Source organism: Pedobacter sp. AC379 (assembly GCF_979258145.1).
Genome location: NZ_OZ409839.1, coordinates 122,210 through 142,397 on the forward strand (window position 1 = coordinate 122,210; position 20,188 = coordinate 142,397).

The 20,188-nt window shown below is 38.9% G+C and carries 16 protein-coding genes; 10 read left to right on the forward strand and 6 right to left on the reverse strand.

Going from position 1 to position 20,188, the window contains the following annotated elements; all coding sequences use genetic code 11:
- Window positions 1–12 precede the first annotated feature (12 nt).
- Complete coding sequence (locus ACZZZW_RS00545) at window positions 13–996, reverse strand: hypothetical protein (protein WP_082458592.1); 984 nt, start codon at window positions 994–996, stop codon at window positions 13–15.
- 438 nt (window positions 997–1,434) lie between these two features.
- On the reverse strand, window positions 1,435–2,571 hold the full coding sequence (locus ACZZZW_RS00550) for a hypothetical protein (protein ID WP_463491987.1): 1,137 nt from the start codon (window positions 2,569–2,571) through the stop codon (window positions 1,435–1,437).
- 77 nt (window positions 2,572–2,648) lie between these two features.
- Here ACZZZW_RS00550 and ACZZZW_RS00555 point away from each other — a divergent pair, with 77 nt between their 5' ends.
- Window positions 2,649–3,680, forward strand: coding sequence for a dipeptide epimerase (locus ACZZZW_RS00555; RefSeq protein WP_463491988.1), 1,032 nt, complete (start codon window positions 2,649–2,651; stop codon window positions 3,678–3,680).
- Here the strand turns inward: ACZZZW_RS00555 and ACZZZW_RS00560 are convergent.
- Together ACZZZW_RS00560 and ACZZZW_RS00565 are read right to left on the reverse strand one after the other, a co-directional pair.
- The gene (locus ACZZZW_RS00560) at window positions 3,658–3,855 is read right to left on the reverse strand and encodes a DUF6358 family protein (RefSeq protein WP_055902719.1); all 198 of its coding nucleotides are present in this window, start codon (window positions 3,853–3,855) and stop codon (window positions 3,658–3,660) included. The genes ACZZZW_RS00555 and ACZZZW_RS00560 overlap by 23 nt on opposite strands.
- 139 nt (window positions 3,856–3,994) lie before the next feature.
- Window positions 3,995–4,312, reverse strand: a complete 318-nt coding sequence (locus ACZZZW_RS00565; protein ID WP_029277953.1) for a rhodanese-like domain-containing protein — start codon at window positions 4,310–4,312, stop codon at window positions 3,995–3,997.
- Window positions 4,313–4,440: 128 nt separating this feature from the next.
- On the opposite strand from ACZZZW_RS00565, the gene ACZZZW_RS00570 reads away from it, so the two are divergent.
- The 3 genes from ACZZZW_RS00570 to ACZZZW_RS00580 all read left to right on the forward strand — a co-directional run bounded on the left by ACZZZW_RS00570 (window position 4,441) and on the right by ACZZZW_RS00580 (window position 8,956).
- Window positions 4,441–5,568, forward strand: coding sequence for a DUF4407 domain-containing protein (locus ACZZZW_RS00570; RefSeq protein WP_055902722.1), 1,128 nt, complete (start codon window positions 4,441–4,443; stop codon window positions 5,566–5,568).
- Between the two features lie 225 nt (window positions 5,569–5,793).
- A complete protein-coding gene (locus tag ACZZZW_RS00575) occupies window positions 5,794–7,626 on the forward strand; it encodes a M61 family metallopeptidase (RefSeq protein WP_463491989.1) in 1,833 nt (610 codons plus the stop codon).
- A gap of 22 nt (window positions 7,627–7,648) precedes the next feature.
- Complete coding sequence (locus ACZZZW_RS00580; RefSeq protein WP_463491990.1) at window positions 7,649–8,956, forward strand: M20/M25/M40 family metallo-hydrolase; 1,308 nt, start codon at window positions 7,649–7,651, stop codon at window positions 8,954–8,956.
- Window positions 8,957–9,128: 172 nt separating this feature from the next.
- Here ACZZZW_RS00580 and carB read toward each other — a convergent pair whose 3' ends face one another.
- Together carB and ACZZZW_RS00590 are read right to left on the reverse strand one after the other, a co-directional pair.
- On the reverse strand, window positions 9,129–11,966 hold the full coding sequence (gene carB, locus ACZZZW_RS00585; RefSeq protein WP_055902731.1) for a carbamoyl-phosphate synthase large subunit: 2,838 nt from the start codon (window positions 11,964–11,966) through the stop codon (window positions 9,129–9,131).
- A gap of 212 nt (window positions 11,967–12,178) precedes the next feature.
- A complete protein-coding gene (locus ACZZZW_RS00590; protein WP_055902734.1) occupies window positions 12,179–12,496 on the reverse strand; it encodes a hypothetical protein in 318 nt (105 codons plus the stop codon).
- A gap of 435 nt (window positions 12,497–12,931) precedes the next feature.
- On the opposite strand from ACZZZW_RS00590, the gene ACZZZW_RS00595 reads away from it, so the two are divergent.
- The 6 genes from ACZZZW_RS00595 to ACZZZW_RS00620 all read left to right on the forward strand — a co-directional run bounded on the left by ACZZZW_RS00595 (window position 12,932) and on the right by ACZZZW_RS00620 (window position 20,096).
- On the forward strand, window positions 12,932–13,462 hold the full coding sequence (locus ACZZZW_RS00595) for an AAA family ATPase (protein ID WP_463491991.1): 531 nt from the start codon (window positions 12,932–12,934) through the stop codon (window positions 13,460–13,462).
- A gap of 911 nt (window positions 13,463–14,373) precedes the next feature.
- Window positions 14,374–16,821: a TonB-dependent receptor gene (locus ACZZZW_RS00600; RefSeq protein ID WP_463491992.1), complete on the forward strand. Its 2,448-nt coding sequence runs from the start codon at window positions 14,374–14,376 to the stop codon at window positions 16,819–16,821.
- Window positions 16,822–16,985: 164 nt separating this feature from the next.
- Complete coding sequence (locus tag ACZZZW_RS00605) at window positions 16,986–17,630, forward strand: thiamine phosphate synthase (RefSeq protein WP_463491993.1); 645 nt, start codon at window positions 16,986–16,988, stop codon at window positions 17,628–17,630.
- 58 nt (window positions 17,631–17,688) lie between these two features.
- Entirely contained in the window at window positions 17,689–18,981 is a 1,293-nt protein-coding gene (locus ACZZZW_RS00610; RefSeq protein ID WP_463491994.1) for a hypothetical protein, read from the forward strand.
- Between the two features lie 63 nt (window positions 18,982–19,044).
- Window positions 19,045–19,605, forward strand: coding sequence for a thiamine pyrophosphokinase (locus ACZZZW_RS00615; RefSeq protein ID WP_463491995.1), 561 nt, complete (start codon window positions 19,045–19,047; stop codon window positions 19,603–19,605).
- Window positions 19,602–20,096 carry a GNAT family N-acetyltransferase gene (locus ACZZZW_RS00620; RefSeq protein ID WP_055902744.1) on the forward strand — a complete coding sequence of 165 codons (495 nt, stop codon included), beginning with the start codon at window positions 19,602–19,604 and terminating at the stop codon, window positions 20,094–20,096. The genes ACZZZW_RS00615 and ACZZZW_RS00620 overlap by 4 nt, the downstream gene beginning before the upstream one ends.
- Window positions 20,097–20,188 lie beyond the last annotated feature (92 nt).

Consider the following 20,188-nt stretch of genomic DNA (forward strand, 5'->3'; position numbering starts at 1 on the left):
GACCTGAATTGATTAGCCCGCAGCAGGTAAAAAAGGATTCTCGAAGAAACTCATCGGCTCATCAGGATTTTTGATAATTTCGAACACCACATAACCCCATGGTTTCCAGAAATTCTCCAGCACCTGCGCATATATTTTATGTTGCCATACATCAAAAAGCGGTTTGGTCATGTTTCCGCGTAATGGCATTGCTTCGATGTAAGTGGTACCCTCAACAGGCATAAAAGTATATTCGGGTAAACGGTTAAAAAGATAAGCCGAGTAATAAAAACGTGCACTAAGTTCTTCAAATTGCTCGGCCGTTAATGCTTTACCCGCTATTTCGTTAATAATATCCTGATGGTAACGTTTATTGGTTCCGTTATCTTGTAAGCAAGCAATAATGCCAAAATCTTTCATTTTCAATGAGAAAGTCAACGTATTTATCTCATCGCGGAAACTGAATGGCGTTTCTCCGTTTTCTAATTTCACTACCGTGATAGACCATGGTGAAAAATCTTCAAATTCCAGACTGGTAAACAGGTTTTGCATCATGAAATTGAGGTTGGCAAATTTCATCATTAATGATTGCGACATATTCAATCCATCGGCAGTCATCTCTTTGCGCAAAGCTGAGTGCATTTCGATATATACAAAACCATATAAAAACTTGCCGATCCAATTAAAAAGATCAAGTTCTGGCAATGCGGATACCGCATCATAGCCTTTTGCAAACGCAGCTTCAATCTTATCTTCCAACGGCGTTAAAAACTGTTCATTCACCTCGCTATTTACCGGAATAACCAAAGTGTTGTACGAACGGATACTTTCATCCAAAAACTGGATCTGCTCTTCGCCACTTAAACCAGCTTGCTCCAACAGCCATTTAGGGATTAACGGAACCTGCAAAACAGGCGAATTGAACGTTTTGCCACTTAAAAAGCAGATTTTATATAAAAAATCGAAATTTTGGAAAGGATTGTATAAGCCGGTATTCATCGGTACAATATTAGCCATTATATTTTTAGGGCCTTGTACCGATATTATATTTTAACGAAAGGATTACAACAGAACCAATTTTCAAGGCTCGCTTTAGCCGAGGAGTATAGCGACTTCCATTTCGCTGTTTTTTAGTTGAGAAAACACCGCTTTTAAATTTGTCATCCTGAGGGTTAATTTATTTGTATAAAAATCAAAATAAGTAACAAGAGCACTTAAAAGATTAATCTCCTCAGGTTGTCGTTATTGCAAGAAGGCTTTTTCAGCCGACGAAGCAATCTCTATGGTAAAGATCATTAGCATTAAAGATAGCTTTGTCGTTCCTCCTTGCAATGACGACCTTTCTAACAGATCTGTCAATAGGTAGCCTGTCGAAAAACTTTAAAGCGTATTCAAGAAAGCCCTTCGACAAGCTCAGCTTGACGAATTTTTGGTCTCTTTGAAAAGAACGTAATGCTAATAATTATTATAATAATAACTAATATCATCAACCAACTGGCTGTAAATCGGCTTTGTAAATTCTAAAAACAAGGCATTTGGTGGTGGTGGCAGTATTTCTTTTCTCCTGGTAATGGCCAGTTGTTGTTTACTCAATGCCCTGTCGTCTCCTTTATAGCTTGCCCAGCTGTCTTTCCAAACATATGTTCCCGGAAATTTCTGTTGGCGTACAAGTTTCCTCGTTTTCCAATCGGTTATGCTCATATCCAACAAACCCGAGGACGATATATTTTTTTCAAAAATGCTTAATGTGGCTTTTACCGTGCCGTAAACCGGCTTTTTATCGCGGGTTTCGCCAATTACCACACTATCACGTTTTAGCTTCTCAACCCTTTCTTTAACATAGGTTTGCCCCACCACAAAATCATCAAAATTTAAACTTAATACCTGATCGGGAACAATTTTCTGCTCAGTGGCCTGTGTTTCGCCATAAAATATTACAAACTTATTCTTGGCGTAACTTCCAATAAACTGATCAATCTGTTGCTGAAAATAATCGGCACTTAATTTATACATACCGCTCTTTACGATAATCGGCTGCACTACTACCCTGGCAACAGCTGCCCAATAGGCATCTTCCATTTTGGTTTTGGCATCCTTGTAATCCGTCTGTAGGTTTTGTGTTTTCTCAAATTCGTAATATGCCTTTTTAGCCGCCTGGCGATTATTTTCCCTTAAATAACCTAAACCGGAATTATATCGTGCTGCTGCGGCATTATATTTACTATCGGCAAGCTCGTTAAGGTACTTTGAAGGACTTGGAACTATGGTTAAGCAGGCCGGGCAACTATTGATGTCATCTGCCAATTGATTGATTTTTTGATAATCATACATTACTGATTCCCATCTGAAGAGATCGTTTGACATTTTTGCTTCTTCAATTTTCCTTAAATGATCCTGCAGGGCTAAATCGTATGCCGATTTTAATACCTCCCTGGCTTCGCTGTTTTTTGGCGAGTTTTGCAGCCTGCTCACCGCTTTTGCAACAGAAGCATCATAATCACCCTTTTGTAAGGCTTTTTTTCCTGTGGTACATCCTCCAATAATTATTAAGGATAAATAAATAAAATACCGTAATCTTGAATTGTTTTTCATGGCAGTGGTAATTGCGTTAATAACAAAGATAATTTCCCAAACGATAATTGCCCTATTTATTTAGAAGACGATTGATAATGAAGATTAGTTGCAAGCAATTTGAATTAGAATTAAAACATCCTTTTTCGATATCGAAGTTTACCAGAACCAGCACACCTTTAATGTTACTAAAGGTAGAACACGAAGGGGTAACAGGTTATGGAGAAGCCTCCATGGTGCCTTATATGGGCGAAAGTTATGAAAGTGCTGCGGCCTTTCTAAGCCTTGTAGATTGGAACAACATCCGGTTTCCTTTCAATTTTGAAGAAATTATTGCCTACCTGGATAGCCTTGCACCTGGACAGCCAGCAATTAAAGCCGCCATCGATATCGCCTTTAATGATATCCAGGGGAAACTTTTTAACAAACCCTGTTACCAAATTTATGGCGCTGAACCCGCTAAAATGCCGGTAACTTCTTATACCATCGGGATTGATACTCCGGAGGTCATCCGCGAAAAACTGAAAGATGCTGAAGCCTTTAAAGTTATCAAAGTTAAATTGGGAAGGGATAATGATCAGGAAATTATCAACACCATCCGTAGCATGACCAATGTGCCCTTGTATGTAGATGCAAACCAGGGTTGGGCGGATAAAATCAAAGCTATAGACTTAATTTATTGGTTACATCAACAGGGTGTGGTACTAATTGAGCAACCGATGGATAAAAACAACCTTGATGGAAATGCCTGGTTAACCGAACGTAGCCCGATCCCTCTGTTAGCCGATGAAGCGGTACAGCGTTTGGCCGATATGGATAAACTAAAAGGTGCCTACCATGGCATAAATGTTAAACTGATGAAAAGCTGCGGCATGTACGAAGGCCATCAAATGATTTTGAAGGCACGATCTTTTGGGATGAAGGTGCTGATCGGCTGTATGAGCGAAACCAGTTGTGCTACGTTAGCTGCAGCCGCTTTGGCCCCATTATGCAATTGGGCCGATTTGGACGGGCCTTGGCTGACCAAAAATAATCCTTTTACAGATCCGGCTTTTGAAAACGGCAGGTATATTTTAAATGATCTGCCTGGTTTAGGCCTGGAGGGTATTACTTCTGATCTTTTTCCTTAAAGCTTTTTCTGATGTCTTTGGTAAGCTGATACTTGAAGTAAAACAGGCAACAGGTAACCCCCACTAAAAATCCGGCAGGAAGATATTTATGGTTATTGTAACACCAAACCAATCCGAAAATAGAAAGGATTATGGCTAAATTATAAAAGATATTTAATGCAAATTTTTTACCCACAACTGGAAGGTTTGTATTTTAAATGAATTAATAATGAGCAAGTAGCAATAGCCAATTATCAAACCTGTATGGCAAAAAACAAAGGTTTAATTCGCGATTTGCAAAAGTTTGATAATTGGAATTTGTTTATTGGTTATCCTTAATAAACTGGCATGCTTGGATCAAAAGCTTCCTGCCAGGCTAAAATACCACCTTTTAAATTATAAAGATTGTCGAATCCGTATTGTTGCTCCAACTGCATTACAGCTGCCGCACTTCTTTTTCCACTACGGCACTGAATAATTACAGGTTTATCTTTAGCCACCTTATCAGCCTCAATTAAAATTCCACCCAAAGGGATATTCTCCCCTTCAAGGTTCGAAACTTCGTATTCAAATGTTTCGCGAACATCAATCAATTGAAAATCTTCTTTATTATCGATTTTCTCTTTTAGTTCCTGTACCGATATTTCTTTCATTTTATTAAATGTATTTATGCAAATATAGGAAAATCAATTTTACCCTTCCCATCAAAAAAATGCCATAAAATTTTGCCAAAAACTGTAACAACTTAAACCCTTAAGCGTTTAATTATAAATAGTTATAAATGGACAAACTGAACCGTTTCTTTTGGTTTTGCTCTGGCGCTCATATACCGACACTGGAAAAATATCCTTCAGAACAAAATAAATATACAGGCATTGGTGCCACCATCTTCTTTACAGGCTTATTTGCAGCCCTTTCTGGCGGTTACGCCATGTATTTTGTATTTAAAGGCGATGATGTGGCCGTAATTTTTGCAATCATTTTCGGGTTTTTATGGGGAGCTGCCATTTTTAATATGGACCGCTACATCGTATCGAGTATTAATAAAAGCGCAACTACCAATAAACAGCTGCTACAGGCAACACCGCGTATTTTGCTGGCCATAATGATTGGTATGGTAATATCGAGACCGATTGAGCTTAAAATTTTTGATAAGGAGATTAAAGAACGGTTAAAAGTGAGTTACCTTAATGGCCAGCGCGCTAAAATTGATACTTTAAACAAAGCTTTCGAGAAAAAATACCAGGTAGAGTTTGGCAGATTAAACCAACAAAAAGCCACCAGAGATTCGCTCGAGAAAGGCATCAAGGCAGATAGGCAAAAACTGAATTTTGAGATTTTTGGCAATAAAACAACAGAAACATCAGGAGTGATGGGATATGGCCCTTATGCTAAACGCAAAGAAACCGAAATTGCACAACGCACAACAGAATTGGATTCACTTAAAGCTGCCATCAATAAATCTGAAGGTTTTGTAGATAAACGTAAAGAATTTGATGGTTTGCTTACCGAAAAATTATACACCAAAAAACAACTGGATAGCTTATCGGATATTGCCGGCTTTGCAGATCGAAACTGGGCCTTAGGGCAGTTAAAATTTAATGTTGATGGCTCGCGCGATAACAATACCGCAATGGCAGTTACCTTTATAGGCCTGCTGTTTATCTTTTTCGAATGTTTACCCGTGTTTGTAAAGCTAATGAGTGCCCGTGGACCGTATGACTACGCGATTTCCGACGGCGATGAGGTATCGATCTATCATTCTAAAAAAGACAAGGATTTCCACTTCGAAGTTGCCGATAATATTCACGAAACCAGGGTAGATTCAGAATCATCGAAAAAGAAAGAAATAATTAAGGGAAAAGCTTACCGCGATCTGGAAAAATACGACTGGGATAGTGAGGGATAATTGACTATGTAGAAGGAAAAACGTAAAGAAAAAGGTTAATGGCCTGATGGTTCATAGATCATGGTCTGGAAAGCCATCTGCTATGATCAGTTAACCTGAAAACCATGAACCACCTGGCTATCAACCATGGACTATATATCCAGAAACCCAAAAATATTTTTCCTCAAAGCATTTCACCTCAAACATCTTACATTTTTCCTTAAATTGCTGCCATATTCCCGAATTATGAAGAAATTTTTAGGTGCTGCAATATTTAGCCTTTTATCGCTCACGGCATTCGCACAGAATGAGATCAGTTATACGGTTTCATTTCCAAATGCGATCCACCATGAGGCAGAAATCAGTATGTTGATTCAAAATGTACCAGCAGGGGCACTAAAGGTTAGAATGAGCAGATCCTCGCCAGGCCGTTATGCCACACATGAATTTGGAAAAAATGTTTATCATTTAAAAGCCTTTAACGAAGCAGGCAAACAGCTGAATATCAAACAATCAGCCGGTGATGTATATGAGATTCCCACTCACGGCAGTAGCGTAAAAATAAAGTATACACTTTTTGGAAACTGGATTGACGGAACTTATGCAGGTTTTGATGAAACCCATGCCCACATGAATATTCCGGCAACATTCGCTTTTCCGGTAGGTATGGATAGCAGACCGCGGCTGGTGAAATTCAATTATGCCGAAAAACAGAACTGGAAAGTAGCCACACAGCTTAAACCAATGGGCAACGGAACTTATTTTGCGCCCAACCTTCAGTATTTTATGGATAGTCCAACAGAAATTGCCAACTATAAAACAGCAAGCTGGAAGGTGCAAAATACTGACGGAAAGCAACAAACCATTCATTTAATTACGCACGCTAACGACGATCAAAAAACCGTTGACAATTATGCAGAAATGCTTAAAAAAATGGTCGATGAACATTTGGCCGTTTGGGGAGAATTCCCAACCTATGATTACGGTAATTATTATTTTCTGGATGATGTATATCCTGAGAATGCGGGCGATGGCATGGAGCATAGAAATTCTACTTCAATTGTACAACGCACACCAAAGATTGAAGGTTATGAAGCGAACCTGCTGGGAACTTTTTCGCATGAATATTTCCACAGTTGGAATGTAGAACGATTAAGGCCGAAAACCCTGGAACCTTTTAATTTCGAACATGCCAACATGAGCGACGAGCTTTGGCTGGCCGAAGGTTTTACGCAATACTATGGCAACTTACTCTTAACCAGGGCAGGATTAAAAACTGTAGATAATGCGGTGCAAACTTTTAACGGCCTTGTAAATGCTGTTTTGCTTTCACCAGGTGCAAAGAATTTTTCGCCGATCGAAGCCAGCCGATATGCCGTATTTGCCGATGCTGGTGTAGCAATTGATCAAACGAACAAAGGCAACATCTTCACTTCATATTATACCTATGGTGCAGCTACAGCATTGGCACTTGATCTTCGCTTAAGGACCGAATTTAAGCTCACACTTGATGATTATATGCGCGCCCTTTGGAAAGCGTATGGTAAACCGGAAATTGCTTATACCGTTCCTGATTTAGAGAAAACTTTAGCTCTATTAACTAAAAACCCCCCTTTTGCTGCCGATTTCTTTAAAAAGTACATCTACGGAACAGATAAGAATGACTATGCCAAACTGCTTTTAAATGCAGGCCTTGTTTTGCAGAAAGCAAGCCCTAACAAAGCCTATACCGGTTTGGGTAGAATTAATGCTGTAGAAGGAAAACTTATCCTGGGGCAAACACTCATAGGCACACCCGCTTATCAGGCAGGTTTGGATGTTGATGATGTATTGTTAACCATAGATGGCGAAACGTTAAAAGATGCGGCCGCCCTTGCAACACTTACCGATGCGCACAAACCCGGAGATGTATTAAAGGTTACATATCTTCACCGCGGAGAAGAGAAAGCAACCCAATTAACCCTGACCGAAAACCCATCTTTAGAAATCGTCCCGATCGAAAAAACAGGCGGAAAGTTAACCCCTGCCATGCAGACTTTCAGAGATAAATGGTTATCATCGCAGGTAAAATCTAAATAAAACTAACTAATACTTATTATACATGAAGAAAATATTCCTTTTTACCCTTGCCGGTTTGGCAAGTTTGCAGCTGAAAGCGCAAAACATCGATAAAATTATCACGCGCGAGTATACCGACCATCTGATTAAAACTTTAAGTGCAGATGATATGCAGGGGCGTTCAACATTTACCCCGGGCATTGATAAGGCCGCAAGCTTTATCGAATCTGAGTTTAAAAAAATAGGTTTACAGCCTTTAACTGGTGAAAAAACTTTCCGTCAGAGTTTTAACAAATACCAGGTAGCCATTCAAAACACAAGTGTTAAAATTGATGGACAGGAAGTTGCCCCGGAAAACCTGATTGTTTCCGGAGTTACCACCGAAAGTATTTCACTTGATAAATCGAATGCCACTGTTGTTAAACTTGATCCGGAAAAGGCATTCGTACCGCAGCTTAGAGCGATGATGGGTGCAGAGAAAAATCAGATCGTTTTAGTTGACAGCAAATTTGCTGATTTGTTTAACCGTTACAAAAGTTATTTCGGTAAACCTGCAACCGTTGATGAAAAAGACGTTAAAGCAACTACAAGCGCAGTACAGGTTTTTGTTTTAGGTAAAGATGCTGCCACCGATTTTTCTGCCACATTTAAAAGTAAGGTAACTAAAATGCCTTTATTTAATGTTGCGGGCGTAATTCCAGGTAAATCAAAAGCAAAAGAAATTGTGGTTTTCTCAGGTCATTATGATCATTTAGGTTTTTTGAAAGCTGTAGATGGTGATAGCATTGCCAATGGCGCGGATGATGACGCTTCGGGTACTACGGCCATGATTGCCCTTGCCAAGTATTATAAAGCGCAAAAAAACAATGAGCGTACCCTGATTTTCGTTGCCTTTACAGCCGAAGAAATTGGTGGTTTTGGTGCGAAATACTTTTCAGAAAAATTAAATCCTGATGATGTTGTAGCCATGTTTAACATAGAAATGATCGGTAAAGATTCGAAATTCGGAAAAAATACTGCATTTATAACAGGTTATGAAAGATCTGATTTCGGTAAGATTTTACAGAAAAACTTAGCTGGAACCGAATTTACATTCCATCCAGACCCTTATCCGGATCAGAATTTATTTTACAGAAGTGATAATGCCACTTTAGCTGCCTTAGGTGTTCCGGCACATACCATCAGTACCGATAAAATCGATATTGATAAGTTGTACCACAGTGTTAAAGATGAATACAGCTCTTTAGATGTTGAAAACATACTTTCTACCATCAAAGCAATTGCTAAAAGTGCTGTAACCATAGTAAACGGAACAGATACCCCAACAAGGATACCGAAGTTGAAAAAATAAAAAGGTAGTAGTTATAAAACGGTCGTCATTCCCGCGCAGGCGGGAATCGTAATGCAGTAAGCTTTAAGATTCCCAAACAGGTTGGGAATGACGAGCCGTCCGATACAACTCCAACAAAAATGGCCAGTGAAGAATCACTGGCCATTGCTATTTTATAAATTCAGTAAGTGGATTACTTACTCAAATACATCGACTTATCTTTATACAGCTTACGGAAGTAAGGATCTTCTAAATCTTTAATGAAGCGGATTGCCTCACCTGTGGATTTCATTTCAGGACCTAATTCTTTCGCTACCTCAGGAAATTTCTCGTAAGAGAAAACCGGTTCTTTAATTGCGTAACCTTCTAGTTTACGAACAATCGTAAAATCTTTCAGTTTTGCCACACCCAACATAATCTTCGCTGCGATATTAATGTATGGTACATCGTAAGCTTTTGCGATGAAAGGAACCGTACGCGATGCCCTAGGGTTTGCCTCGATTACATAAACTTTCTCATCTTTGATAGCGAACTGGATGTTTAACAAACCTCTCACATCTAAAGCTTTTGCAATTTTGATCGAGTATTCTTCCATTGCTTTAGTTACAGTTTCTGATAAGCTGAATGTTGGTAACACTGCAAATGAATCTCCTGAGTGGATACCTGCTGGCTCAATGTGTTCCATCATACCTACAATATGAACATCCTCACCATCAGAAATCGAATCAGATTCCGCTTCTTCTGCTCTATCCAGGAAGTGATCGATCAATACGCGGTTTCCTGGTAAATCGCCCAGTAACTTCACTACTGCTTTTTCTAGGTCTTCATCGTTAATTACGATGCTCATGCCTTGTCCACCCAATACATAACTCGGACGAACCAGTACCGGATAACCTACCTCATTTGCCACAACAATTGCTTCTTCAGCATTTTCAGCGACACCATATTTTGGATAAGGAATATCCAATTCTTTCAATAAATCAGAAAAACGGCCGCGATCTTCGGCGATATCCATGTTTTCGAAAGATGTTCCGATGATCTTGATGCCTTTTTCGGTTAGTTTCTCTGCCATTTTCAAAGCAGTTTGACCACCCAATTGAACGATTACGCCAAGAGGTTTCTCAAGCTCGATGATTTCACGAACATGTTCCCAAAATACCGGCTCGAAGTATAATTTATCGGCCATGTTAAAGTCTGTAGAAACCGTTTCAGGGTTACAGTTAATCATGATGGCCTCGAAACCCGTTTCCTTTGCAGCCAATAAGCCATGTACGCAAGAGTAATCGAATTCGATACCCTGACCGATACGGTTAGGCCCTGATCCCAATACAATTACCTTTTTCCTATCAGACGGAACAGATTCGTTCTCTTCTTCAAAAGTAGAGTAGTAATATGGTGTTTTGGCAGGGAATTCCGCAGCACAAGTATCCACCATTTTATATACCCTGTTGATTCCTAAAGCTTTACGGCGATCGTAAACTTCATCTTCGGTAACATTGCCCAACAACCAGGCGATCTGAATATCAGAGAAACCTTTTTGTTTAAGCGTTACGAAGAAATCCTGAGGGATATTGTTTAAGGAATATCTTTTTAATTCAGTTTCAAGCAAAACAAGTTCTTGAATCTGGTTTAAGAACCATTTATCAATTTTAGTAACCTTACGGATCGATTCCAAAGGCACACCCATTGTCATGGCATCTTTTATTAAAAACAGACGGTTCCATGAAGCGTGCTCCAGGCCATCCATAATTTCGTTGATGTTGCGGTTTTGTCTGCCATCGGCACCTAAACCTGCGCGGTTAATTTCTAAACTCTGACAAGCTTTTTGCAATGCTTCGATAAAGGTACGGCCGATCGCCATAACTTCACCTACAGATTTCATTTGTAAACCTAGCTCTTTGTTCGCTCCTTTAAATTTATCAAAGTTCCAGCGTGGTACTTTAACAATTACATAATCCAAAGTAGGCTCAAAATATGCCGAAGTTGTTTTGGTAATCTGATTTTCAATTTCATCAAGGTTATAACCGATTGCCAGTTTTGCAGCAATTTTTGCAATTGGATATCCTGTTGCCTTACTTGCCAATGCTGATGAACGTGATACACGCGGGTTAATTTCGATGGCGATAATTTCGTCATTTGCCGGATTAACCGAAAACTGAACATTACATCCACCTGCGAAGTTGCCGATTGCACGCATCATTTTAATCGCCTGGTTACGCATATCCTGGTAACAGCGGTCTGATAAAGTCATAGCAGGTGCAACAGTGATCGAATCACCTGTATGGATACCCATTGGGTCGAAATTTTCGATCGAGCAGATAATGATCACGTTGTCGTTGCTATCTCTTAACAACTCCAACTCATATTCTTTCCAGCCTAAAACAGCTTTTTCAACCAATACTTCGTGTGTTGGTGAAGCTTCCAAACCACGTTTCAAAGCGGCATCAAATTCTTCTTTTTTGTGCACAAAACCACCACCAGAACCACCTAAAGTATATGAAGGGCGGATTACCAATGGATAACCGATTTGTTGTGCAGCTTCTTTACCTTCTAAAAATGAGTTGGCAATTTTCGATTCAGCAACACCTACGCCGATATCCACCATTAACTGGCGGAAAGCTTCGCGGTTTTCTGTTTTTTCGATTGCTGCAACATCCACACCAACAACTTTTACACCGTATTTTTCCCAAACACCGCGTTCTTCCGCCTCTTTACAAAGGTTTAGTGCGGTTTGCCCTCCCATAGTAGGAAGTACTGCATCAATTCTAGGTAAATCTGCAGAGTCGATATGCTCCTGTAAAATAACCTCTATTGAATCAACAGTTAACGGGCGCAGGTAAACATGGTCACCGATAACCTTATCCGTCATGATGGTAGCCGGATTGGAGTTGATAATGGAAACGGTAATTCCTTCTTCTTTTAAAGAAAGTGCCGCTTGCGAACCCGAGTAATCAAATTCACAGGCTTGGCCAATAATAATTGGTCCAGATCCGATAATCAGTACTGAGCGAATGGAAGTGTCTTTAGGCATGATAAAGCTTAAACAATAATTAAAATTCTAAAGTATTGGTTCCTATTGAAACCTTGAAAGCAACGAGATTTTGTGCTTGTATGAAGAAAAAATCCCAACTGTTCTGTCGGGATGCAAAGATACATCTTTAGAAGTATTTTAAGCTGATTTTTTTAAAATAAAAAAGAGGGTTTAGAAAGCCCTCTCTATAAATTTTTCTTTTGCTGAAAAGCCTACTGTTGTAATTTTATTTCGCCTAAATCGGTAGTGGCACTATCTTTTACGGCCACCTTTTCTATCACGGCATCTTTATATGGCGCATTAGCTTTAATTACCACCGTATAAACGCCTTGTTTAAGGTTGGTAAAAGTAAAAACACCTTGATTCACCTGAGCGCTAAGCGTGTCTGTGGAAGCTACAAGAGAAACCGATGAAGCAGCATCCACCGGAGTAATTTTTCCAATTATCCCACCAAGTTTAACATTTGTAAAAGCAATCGCTCCCAATGCAAATACAATTATTAGTGATAAAGCAACACATAATTTTTTCATGGTATAACGTTTTAGCTGTTGATGTCTTAAATAAATAACACCATTTTGCCTAAATAGTTTTAAATAATGAACACTCAGATTACGCACTGTACTAGAAATTATACACGAGTGTACACACTGTATATGCAATAGTTACATAAATGTTAATTAGTGTTAAAAGAAATATGCAAATGTAGCCCTACACGTCAGAATTAAGTCACGAAGTTGTGATGAGCCTATTATTGGCAATAATGTTGTAATAAGCTCAACATATATGCGTTTTGTATATACTTTAGACATTGTTCTAAAGCTTCCTCCGCGGCTTAGTTACCCGCTATGAGGATTTCTTCATAAATAGTTTGTTTGGTTTATTATCCGGTTAGAGGAGCCCTCCTCAACCGGATTTTTTCTTTTAAGGCATTTTCTTTTACATTTGATTGTATTCAGAAAAATATCGTGAATAAAAATATCAAAAAGATTGCAATTGTTGGCCCGGAAAGTACGGGAAAATCTACCATATCTCAATTACTGGCAAAGCATTACCATGTATCATGGGTGCCGGAGTATGCCCGTTATTATTGCGAAAATTTAGTAACGGATTATACGTTACAGGATGAAATAAATATGTATTACGGACAGGTAGCTTTGGAAGATGCCATTTTAGTAACTACCCTTAGCGACTTTATTATTTGCGACACCACTTTTGTTACGGTAAAAATCTGGAGCGATGAGGTACTTGGCGAAACTCCGGAAGTTGTTTTAGAAGCTTTGCCAAAAAGACCGTATGATCTTTATCTTTTTATGGATATCGATTTACCATGGCAAGATGATCCGCTACGCGATTTCCCGGAGAAGCGGGAATATTTTATGCAGGTTTGGCATAAGGAACTGCAGGCACTAAACGCCAATTATAAAGTTATTGGTGGTTTAGGAAATGAAAGGCTTGCAAATGCAATTGCGGCAATTGATGATTTTTTAGGTTTATAATAAATAAATAGTTCTTGATCAAATTCTTGTCTGTTTTGAAATTGCCAAAATAGTACAGACCACTCATTTCTCATTAATAAAAAACGTTTTTTTTTGGAAACGAAAGGACAGCATTTCATAGGTGCTGCAGCCCCGCCATCCGCTAATTCCGATGAAGGATCAGAACCGCTCCTGTCGGGTTTAGTTAACAGCGGTTTGTTTCAGGACACAAAATTTTCCTAAATAAACCCGATTGTAGGGAAGAGCTTCCGATTCTTCATCGGAACGCGTACCAGAAAGCGGGACTGAAATGGCCAAAAGTACAGAACCATTTCTTTCCATAACAATAAAACGTTTTTCTTTTTAGGAAACGAAAGAACAGCATTTCATAGGTGCTGCAGCCCCGCCATCCGCTAATTCCGATGAAGGATCAGAACCGCTTCTGTCGGGTTTAGTTAACAGCGGTTTGCTTCAGGGCACAAAATTTTCCTAAATAAACCCGATTGTAGGGAAGAGCTTCCGATTCTTCATCGGAACGCGTACCAGAAACCGGGACTGAAATGGCCAAAAGTACAGAACCACTCCTTTCCACGGTCTAAAATCACAAATCTTACATTGTACAGTCAATTTTTGCCCTATTGACTCACAATTAATCAAAAAACCCGTTTATTCTTAAATATTTTCTACCTTTGAAGCATCATTAGGGGTGCCTTGTTTAATAAACACAAAAACAGGCTGAGAACATACCCATTTTATAGGTGAAAGGTAAAAGATAAAAGCATTTGGTAAAAACCGAAACTTGAATCTCCTAACCATTAACCTTATAAATGCACCTGATCCGGGTAATGCCGGCGTAGGGATTGGAGTTATGGAAGTTTAACTGAAATCGGGGAAACCCCTTTTTCCGATGGGTTTAACTAAAAACAATACAATTGAAAAATTTACTTTTTGCAGCACTTGTTGCAATGTTGCCTTTTATCGCATTGGCACAGAATTCTGTTACTGGTAAAATAACAGATCAAAATCAGCAACCGCTTCCGGGTGCAACCGTAAAATTGAGAAATCAAAAAACCGCGGTAGTAAGTGATGCTTCCGGAAATTATACCATTACGAACATGGTTAATGGAAAATATACCATTGTAGTAAGTTATATAGGCTATAAAACAACCGAAAAAGCAGTTGAAATTAAGCAAAGTATGGTATTGGATTTCTCACTCGCTCCCCAGAATTTCCTTGCCGATGAAGTAATTGTCAGGGCAACGCGGGCGACAGAAAAATCGGCGACCACCTATAAAAACATTGGCAAAGAGGAGATCCAACAGAATAACTTCGGACAGGATTTGCCTTTTATTCTTCAAAATACACCAGGTGTGGTGGTCAACTCTGATGCTGGTGCGGGCGTAGGTTATACAGGCATCCGGATCCGCGGGAGCGATAATAGCCGGATCAATGTAACGGTTAACGGTATTCCGATTAACGACAGTGAAAGCCAGGGTACATTTTATGTAAACATGCCCGATTTCGCCTCTTCGGTAGATAATGTTCAAATTCAGCGCGGGGTAGGCACTTCAACAAATGGAGCGGGTGCCTTTGGTGCAAGTTTAAACATCCAAACAACTGCCAGTGAATTGGAACCTTACGCAGAAGTAAATAGCACATATGGAAGTTTTGATACGTGGAAGAACACTGTAAAAGTTGGAACGGGTTTAATTAATAACCGCTTTAGCTTTGATGGCCGCCTATCAAGAATCAGTTCTGATGGTTATGTAGACCGTGGCTCATCATTACTAAAATCTTACTTTTTATCTGGTGCGTACCACGGCAACAAAGATCTTTTGCGTGTAAACGTTTTTTCAGGCACGGAAAAAACCTATCAATCCTGGAATGGCATTCCGCAATCGCGTTTAGAAAATGATGTAGCTGGCATGAACGCCTATATCGATAGAAATGGATTAAGCACAGAAGATGCTGACAACCTTTTAAATTCCGGCAGAACTTACAATAGCTTCCTTTACAATAACCAAACTGATAACTATACCCAAAATCATTATCAGCTAATTTATGCCAGGCAGTTTTCTGATCAGTTTTCTTTTAACGGTGCCTTACACTATACAAAAGGTGAGGGTTACTACGAAGAATACAGGGTACAGGATAAATTAAAAAATTATGGCTTAAATCCGGTCGATATCAATGGCGGAACGCCTGTTACCGAAACCGATTTAATCCGTCGCCGTTGGCTGGATAATGATTTTTATGGCGTTACCTATGCCTTTAATTACGTACCCGACAAGAATTTAAATTTTACACTCGGTGGTGCCTACAATGAATATAAAGGTGCACATTTTGGACAGGTAATTTGGGCACAGTATGCTTCTAATGGCAATATCGACAGGCACTATTACGATAACGAAGGTTTTAAAACCGATTTTAACGTTTATGGTAAGGTAAACTACAGTCCGGTTGAATCTTTGAGTTTATTTGCCGATTTGCAATACCGCCGTGTATATTACGATATCGCAGGAACTGAAAATAAACTGAATACACTGGCAATTAACGAAACATTAAATTTCTTTAATCCGAAAGTTGGTGCTACATATTTTATCAATCCGCAGAGCAATGTATACGCCTCGTTCAGTGTGGCCAACAAAGAGCCAAACCGCGATGATTATACAGATGCTGGTGTGGCTGGTATTTCACCCAAATCAGAACATTTGAATGATGTAGAGCTGGGATACCGCTATAAAGATGATAAACTCAATCTGGGTGCAAATGCTTACGGAATGTTTTACAAAAATCAGCTGGTGGTTACTGGCCAGATCAATGATGTGGGTGCAAACTATCGCCAGAATGTAGATAAAAGTTATCGTTTGGGTATTGAGCTGGATGGTTCTTACAGCATCAGCAAACAGTTTATGGTAAATGCCAATGCCGCATTCAGCAGAAACAAAATCAAGAATTTTACCGAATATTATGAAGATTATGACAATGGCGGATTTGTAATAAACAATTACAATCTAACTACCATTTCTTTCTCACCAGATGCTGTTCTTTTCGGAGAACTGGTTTATAAGCCGTTTAGCGGTTTTGCTATCGCATTACAAAGTAAATATGTAAGCAAACAATACCTTGATAATACGCAGAACAATGATAGAACCATTAATGGTTACTGGGTAAACAATGCACGTTTAGGCTACGATTTTAAATTTGCAGGGGTTAAAAACATCAATCTGGGTTTATTGGTAAACAATCTTTTTGATAAAAAATACGAAAACAACGGTTATACCTATGGTTACCAATCAGGAGGAAGCAGAATAACCGAAAATTTCTTTTATCCACAGGCAGGCACCAACTTTTTGCTTAGCTTGAATGTGAAATTTTAGTTTACCATTCAGGGTTGACAACTTTCCATCCTATAAAGCTGTAAGCTCGAATTCCTAAAGCTAAAAAAAAGATCGCCATTGCAAGGCACACTTGGAATGGCGATTTTGTTTATATTGCCCTGCTGATCATAAATAACCACTAATCTCAGCAATCATGATCCAGAATGAAATATATAGAAAAACTCCAGTACATTACGCATGATATTCCACATTTAAGCCACATCGAACAGGTACAGCAGGCTTGCGAAGCTGGAGCAAAATGGATTCAATACCGTTGTTTGAGCAAGAATGATGACGAACTTCTGCAGGATATTAAAGCCATTGCAGAAATCTGTGATGATTGGGGTACCACTTTAATTGTAACCGATCATGTTCATTTAAATGGAAAAGCGGATATACAAGGCTTTCATATAGAAGATATGGATGCTGATTTTATCACGCTACGTAAACTGGTGGGCGATGACATTACTTTAGGCGGATCGGCAAATACGACCGAAAATTTAATCAGACTGGCAAAAGAAGGGGCAGACTATGCTGGATACGGTCCTTATGCTGAAACGGAAACCAAGCCGAATAATTATACACATCTGGGTATCGAAGGCTATCAAAATGCAGTAAAAAAACTTGAAGATCAAAACATCAATCTTCCTGTGCTTGCTGTTGGAGGTATTAAAACCTATGATGTAGAAGCGTTGATGCATACAGGCATTTACGGAATCGCAGTTTCAGGAGCAATTAATTTTGCAGATGATTTTATAGAAACCTATCAGGATTTTTACAGTTTAGTTAAAGAAAGCACTGTTAATTAACACTTTATAATTTGAAGGTCTTTGAATAATTTTTAGTTTTGGGTAAACCCAAACTAACATGTCAGAAAACGCTCTTCAAACCAACACCTCCTGGAATATTTATAAAAAAATCGCTTTCAGGTTTTTCTTTCTTTTACTTCCTCTTTTTATAATCCTGAATAATAATGGCTCTTTTACATTTTTTTCGGGCATACTGCAGTTGCCAAGTTTGGCGTTACATCATTTAATTCCATGGTTTTCTGAACATATTATCCATTACAATTACGATCATACAATCACCACCAACGGCAGCGGTGATACCTCTTACGATTGGGTACTGTTACTTTTTATATTTTTAATTTCAGTAATCGGCTGTATCATCTGGTCTGTTTTAGATCGTAACCGGAAAAGTTATAATGCCGCATATTATTGGCTTGTAGTATTGGTGAGGTTTTATCTGGCATTTACCTTAATATTATATGGTTTAATAAAAGTTATTAAACTTCAATTCCCCGATCCTTCGCTAAACCGGCTTTTACAGCCTTTCGGCGATGCTTCACCTATGGGTTTGGCATGGACATTTTTGGGCTTTTCTAAAGGCTATAATATTTTTATGGGCCTTGTAGAAGTTTCTGCTGTTTTATTGTTGTTCCGCAGAACAGTTGTAATTGGCGCGTTTTTGTCTCTCGCGGCAACAGCGCACGTAATGTCTATGAACTATTTTTTCGATGTTCCGGTGAAACTACTTTCTACCGCGCTCGTGGTAATGAGTCTTTTTATACTTGCCCCGCATTTCTTAACCTTATACCGTTTCTTTATCAAATATGAAAATCAACAGCTCAGTAAAATGTACCGCCCTACCTTTAAAAAACGCTGGCTATACATTTCTGCCTATGGCTTAAAATATCTGTACATCACAGCCTCAATTGGTACTTTGCTTTATACCTTTATTCAACAAACAAAAATATATGGCAGTGAAGCCCCAAAGCCGTTTTTATATGGCATATATGATGTAGAAAGCATGAAGTTTAGAGGCAAAACGGTAGCACCTTTAACTAGCGACAGCACGCGATGGAAACAGATGGTTATCAGTTATGCGGGTTATGCAAGGGTAAAAACAATGAACGATAGCACCTACAATTTTTCAACAGTTTTTAATACCAAAAAGAAAGAAGTGGTATTTAACTCTCAGGATAAAGAATCAGCACAATATATTTTAAATTATAACTTGACAGGCAAAGATAAACTGATTATTTCAGGGCTGAAAGGGAAAGATTCAATTTCGGTAAGCTTTAAAAAGAAAGACCTCAAAAATTTCAGACTCATCAACCGGGGCTTCCATTGGGTGAGTGAATATCCGTACAACCGTTAATCATTTTACCCGGTTCTGATTCTTGATGTATTTTACTTAATGCGAAATTTATATATTCGCACTATGTCTTCACACCATATTGTAAAAGAAAAACAAGAGCCGGCTTTATATATAGATGAGCTTGGAAATTTTAACGAAGAGTTACTCGGGCAACTGCTCGAATGGAGTCCAACACTTTTGGTTAACGGAGAAAATTATGATAAAATATTTTCCTTAGGCTTAAAGGTAGATGTTTTGGTAAACGGTAGCGGGCAGGAAACACAAGAAGATACAAAGGTTATCCAGGGGCCTGTTGATGCTTTAATGGTGGCGATCAATTATTTATATGAAGAGAAATACCCTGCAGTAAATGTTATTGCCAAAAAATTCGATTTGGAGAAATTTGCAGGATTTGAAGATCAGATCAACCTGGTGGTATTTACAGAAAAAGCAAAACATTATCCAATTAAATCAGGTTTTTCAGTTTGGAAACCTGCCGGAAGCGAATTTCTTATCCATGGCAACCGGTACATGGAGGTAACCAACTTAGCGCAGAATGAGGACGAAATTTTTATTGTGGTAAAGGATGGCTTTGTAGAATTTACCTTCTCAGGGCAACCGATTTTTATTAGTGAACCGATATGATTACCCTTAGAAAAGCAAAAGAAGAAGATATAGAAATTATCAGGGATATCGCCGCAGCAACCTGGCCATCAACCTACCTTGATATCATCGGGCAGGCACAGATTGATTACATGCTGGATAAAATGTACAACAAAGGAGAGTTGCTGAAGCAATTTATGGAAGGACATATTTTCCTGATTGCCGAGGAGGGCGAAAATCAGTTTGGTTTTGCGGGGTATTCTATAGTTGGGCATGAAGAACGTATTTATAAACTCCACAAGCTTTATGTAGTGCCATCTGCACATGGCAAAGGGGTTGGAAAAATCCTGATCAACGAGGTTTTTAACCAGGTTAAAGATGCCGGCGCAAGCGCGTTACAGCTCAATGTAAATAAGAATAATAAGGCAAAAGATTTCTACCTAAAAGGAGGATTTACCATTAAAGAATCCGTAAAGCTTGATATTGGTGAAGGCTACTTTATGGACGATTATGTGATGGAATATAAATTTTAATGTTTAGCATTTCGTCGTCAGGTTTTTGGATTAAGATGGTAGCCTAATTCAAAAAGACCATCATTCCCAACTCAACTGGGAATGACGGTTGT

Coding starts and splice junctions, on each gene's coding strand:
- ACZZZW_RS00620 (WP_055902744.1), top strand. CDS start 19,602: ATGATTACCCTTAGAAAAGCAAAAGAAGAAGATATAGAAATTATCAGG.
- ACZZZW_RS00555 (WP_463491988.1), top strand. CDS start 2,649: ATGAAGATTAGTTGCAAGCAATTTGAATTAGAATTAAAACATCCTTTT.
- carB (WP_055902731.1), bottom strand. CDS start 11,966: ATGCCTAAAGACACTTCCATTCGCTCAGTACTGATTATCGGATCTGGA.
- ACZZZW_RS00575 (WP_463491989.1), top strand. CDS start 5,794: ATGAAGAAATTTTTAGGTGCTGCAATATTTAGCCTTTTATCGCTCACG.
- ACZZZW_RS00590 (WP_055902734.1), bottom strand. CDS start 12,496: ATGAAAAAATTATGTGTTGCTTTATCACTAATAATTGTATTTGCATTG.
- ACZZZW_RS00615 (WP_463491995.1), top strand. CDS start 19,045: ATGTCTTCACACCATATTGTAAAAGAAAAACAAGAGCCGGCTTTATAT.
- ACZZZW_RS00550 (WP_463491987.1), bottom strand. CDS start 2,571: ATGAAAAACAATTCAAGATTACGGTATTTTATTTATTTATCCTTAATA.
- ACZZZW_RS00605 (WP_463491993.1), top strand. CDS start 16,986: ATGAAATATATAGAAAAACTCCAGTACATTACGCATGATATTCCACAT.
- ACZZZW_RS00580 (WP_463491990.1), top strand. CDS start 7,649: ATGAAGAAAATATTCCTTTTTACCCTTGCCGGTTTGGCAAGTTTGCAG.
- ACZZZW_RS00610 (WP_463491994.1), top strand. CDS start 17,689: ATGTCAGAAAACGCTCTTCAAACCAACACCTCCTGGAATATTTATAAA.
- ACZZZW_RS00570 (WP_055902722.1), top strand. CDS start 4,441: ATGGACAAACTGAACCGTTTCTTTTGGTTTTGCTCTGGCGCTCATATA.
- ACZZZW_RS00565 (WP_029277953.1), bottom strand. CDS start 4,312: ATGAAAGAAATATCGGTACAGGAACTAAAAGAGAAAATCGATAATAAA.
- ACZZZW_RS00545 (WP_082458592.1), bottom strand. CDS start 996: ATGGCTAATATTGTACCGATGAATACCGGCTTATACAATCCTTTCCAA.